The sequence below is a fragment of the Pseudoalteromonas sp. SG45-1 genome (genome assembly GCF_014164135.1).
GTDB lineage: Bacteria > Pseudomonadota > Gammaproteobacteria > Enterobacterales > Alteromonadaceae > Pseudoalteromonas > Pseudoalteromonas distincta.
Map to the genome: position 1 here is coordinate 1 of NZ_JACJEP010000054.1, position 3,466 is coordinate 3,466.

Annotated in this window: 4 protein-coding genes and 1 pseudogene; 4 read left to right on the forward strand and 1 reads right to left on the reverse strand. The window is 39.0% G+C overall.

The features are described from left to right. Window positions 1-130 (forward strand): annotated as a pseudogene (locus H5117_RS20225) (elongation factor Tu); the annotation flags it as partial. Window positions 131-337: 207 nt separating this feature from the next. Here the strand turns inward: H5117_RS20225 and H5117_RS20230 are convergent. After that, a complete protein-coding gene (locus H5117_RS20230; protein ID WP_182696612.1) occupies window positions 338-1,198 on the reverse strand; it encodes a YicC/YloC family endoribonuclease in 861 nt (286 codons plus the stop codon). Window positions 1,199-1,377: 179 nt separating this feature from the next. Here H5117_RS20230 and rph point away from each other — a divergent pair, with 179 nt between their 5' ends. The 3 genes from rph to H5117_RS20245 are packed head-to-tail and all read left to right on the forward strand — an operon-like array spanning window position 1,378 to window position 3,191. Continuing rightward, a complete protein-coding gene (rph, locus tag H5117_RS20235; protein WP_002958890.1) occupies window positions 1,378-2,091 on the forward strand; it encodes a ribonuclease PH in 714 nt (237 codons plus the stop codon). An 18-nt stretch (window positions 2,092-2,109) separates the two neighbouring features. Further along, the gene (gene pyrE / locus H5117_RS20240; RefSeq protein ID WP_002958891.1) at window positions 2,110-2,754 is read left to right on the forward strand and encodes an orotate phosphoribosyltransferase; all 645 of its coding nucleotides are present in this window, start codon (window positions 2,110-2,112) and stop codon (window positions 2,752-2,754) included. A 56-nt stretch (window positions 2,755-2,810) separates the two neighbouring features. Then, a complete protein-coding gene (locus H5117_RS20245) occupies window positions 2,811-3,191 on the forward strand; it encodes a diacylglycerol kinase (RefSeq protein ID WP_182734849.1) in 381 nt (126 codons plus the stop codon). Window positions 3,192-3,466: the final 275 nt, after the last annotated feature.

Here is a 3,466-nt window from a genome sequence, read left to right on the forward strand (position 1 = left end):
GCCTGGTGATAACATCAAGATGACAGTAACTCTAATCGCACCAATCGCGATGGATGAAGGTCTTCGTTTTGCTATCCGTGAAGGTGGTCGTACTGTAGGTGCTGGTGTTGTAGCAACTATCGTAGCGTAATTATTAGCCTAGCTAATTATTACCAAAAAGCCCGAGCTTAGTCTCGGGCTTTTTAATGTCTAAAATAAAGTACGATTTAAGATGCCGCTTTAACCTTAGGTGAAGATACTTGGTAACAATACTCAAAGTATCATTAGTGGTATTACTAAAAACCCGAGCTAAGCTCGGGTTTTGATAAGTTATGAATGTGCCATACTTAGCTGAAAACTATTCTATATTTTGGATCTGTTCTCTCATTTGTTCAATTAGTACTTTTAGCTCTACGGCTGCAGTAGTGATGTCACTATTGATAGACTTAGACGCTAGCGTGTTAGCTTCACGATTAAATTCTTGCATCATAAAATCTAAGCGGCGGCCACATGCGCCTCCTTTTTTAAGGATTTTTTTAGTTTCTTTAACGTGAGACTTTAAGCGATCTAGTTCTTCAGCTACATCTTGTTTTTGAGCAAGATAAATAAGTTCTTGTTCAAGGCGTGACTCGTCAATGTTTGCTGCTAAGTCTTCTAGCTTTTGAGCAAGTTTTTCACGCTGCCATTTAGCAATCTCAGGCATATGCGTTTCTACAATTTCTACTTGCTCTAGAATTGCATCAAGGCGTATTGCTATCATTTCTTCAAGGTTTGCACCTTCATCGCCACGTGCAGATTTAAAATCTTCGATTACTTGATCAAGACCAGCTATTAATGCTGTATTAACGCTATCCATATCAAGCTCCTGTGCTTCCATAACGCCAGGCCAACGTAATATATCAACAGGGTTAATATCGCCATTACTTTGTTGTTGAACCCATTTAGCGCTATTTATTAGTTGTTCAGCAAGTGCTTGGTTAATTGATAGCTCGCCAACGTGGGCAGGATTTGCCACAAACTTTAAAAAGACCTCAACTTTACCGCGTTGTAAGTGTTTGCGTAAACGCTCACGAATAACTGGCTCCATGCCACGAAATTGCTCTGGTGCGCGTATAAATGTTTCAAGGTAACGCTGGTTTACTGAGCGAACTTCCCAAGTGCCAGTACCCCAATCGCCTTTTATTTCGCGACGCGCATAAGCTGTCATACTGTGGATCATGGATATTTTCCTAAATTTATAAATACAATATTATGATGATTATACCGTAACACTGCTTAAGCTCTAGGGAAAATTTAATACACTGAATATTTTGCATACAGCTATTTATTTAAATCAACATGGTATCTATACCCACATACACTTATAATGTCGCAAATTCTGAATTAAGGGGATCGTCAATGCGTCCAAGCGAAAGAACACCTAACCAAATTAGACCTGTTACATTTACACGTAATTATACTTTGCATGCTGAAGGCTCAGTACTTGTTGAGTTTGGTAACACCAAAGTACTTTGTACAGCTACTGTTGAATCGGGCGTTCCTCGTTTCATGAAAGGTCAGGGTAAAGGTTGGATCAATGCTGAATACGGTATGTTACCGCGAGCAACGCATACGCGTAATGCTCGAGAAGCTGCACGTGGTAAGCAGGGCGGTCGTACTATGGAAATTCAGCGCTTAATTGCACGTGCACTTCGGGCTGCTGTTGACTTAAAAGCACTTGGCGAAAACACAATTACCATTGACTGTGACGTTATTCAAGCTGACGGCGGTACACGTACTGCTTCTATAAGTGGTGCATGTGTTGCACTTGTTGATGCACTAACACATATGCGTGCAAAAGGTATGATTAATTCAAACCCACTTAAACATATGATTGCAGCTATTTCAGTTGGTATTTACAAAGGCCAAGCAATTAGCGATTTAGAATACATTGAAGATTCAGCAGCAGAGACTGATATGAACGTAATTTTAACTGAAACAGGTAAAATTATTGAAATTCAAGGTACAGCTGAAGGCGAACCTTTCTCGTTTGATGAGCTAGATGAGTTACTTACTTTAGCTAAACATTCTATTCGCGAAATTATTGACGTACAAAAGCAAGCATTAGCATAAATAGGTAGGCCACAAGATATGAAAGATTATCAAAAAGAGTTTATAGAATTTGCTCTAGAGAAGCAGGTGTTAAAATTTGGTGAGTTTACATTAAAGTCTGGACGCACAAGTCCTTACTTTTTTAATGCTGGTTTGTTTAATACTGGTCGAGACTTAGCGCGTTTAGGTCGCTTTTATGCATCGGCACTCGAAGATTCTGCTATAGAGTACGATGTATTATTTGGTCCTGCGTACAAAGGTATTCCAATAGCGACAACAACAGCGGTTGCCTTAGCGGATCATCATGATAAAGATGTACCTTACTGTTTTAATCGTAAAGAGAAAAAAGCACACGGTGAAGGCGGCACATTAGTAGGCTCAGAACTCAATGGCAAAATTATGCTAGTTGACGATGTAATTACTGCAGGTACTGCGATTCGTGAGTCGATGGAAATCATTGCACAAAATGGTGCTGACCTTAGTGGTGTTTTAATTGCGTTAGATCGCCAAGAAAAGGGTAAAGCTGAATTATCAGCTATTCAAGAAGTTGAGCGTGACTTTAATACCAAAGTGATTTCAATTGTAAAATTAGCTGATCTTATCAGTTACCTTGAAAGCCAAGGCACAATGGATGAGCATTTAGCCTCAGTTAAAGCTTACCGTGATCAATACGGTGTAGCATAAATAAAAAGCCTCGCACTGCGGGGCTTTATTTTGACCTTCATTCATAGAGTTTTTTAATGAAAGATATACTTAAACCAAATGGCTTAGGCCTCAAACGCGTTTTCAAAGCGACTTATTGTTCCTACCTAGGCTTTAAAGCAGCATTTAAGGAAGAAGCCGCATTTAGACAAGAGCTATTACTAAGCCTTATATTATTCCCCACTTCATTTTGGCTTGCTTCATCACTATTACACTGGGCCATACTAATTAGCTCACTGCTTATTATATTAATAGTTGAATTACTAAACTCCGCCATTGAAGCATTAACAGATCGAGTAAGTACAGAGTTACATGTATTGTCAGGTAGGGCCAAAGATATGGGATCTGCAGCCGTAACACTTTCATTAACGATCGTATTGATCATCTGGGGTGTAAGCCTCTATATGAAGATCGTTTAACTCTACTTCTAATATAAAATAGGTTTGAACCCCGTTAGTTGTTAATAATTTGATGGTTATGTTGTATTTTTAACGTGTTTAGCTCAAATTCTCAGCGAACAGCACATTATTTCAAGTTTTCTTCAAAAAAGGGTTGATCTGTTTTCGGATCTCCCTATAATGCGACCCCACTGAGACGGGAAACAGCAACGCATAGCGAGGCACGAACAACTCAGGGTGTTAAGTAAAACTTAGATTGAATCTTTTTAGAAAGTTTAAATTTAAGTGTTGACAAA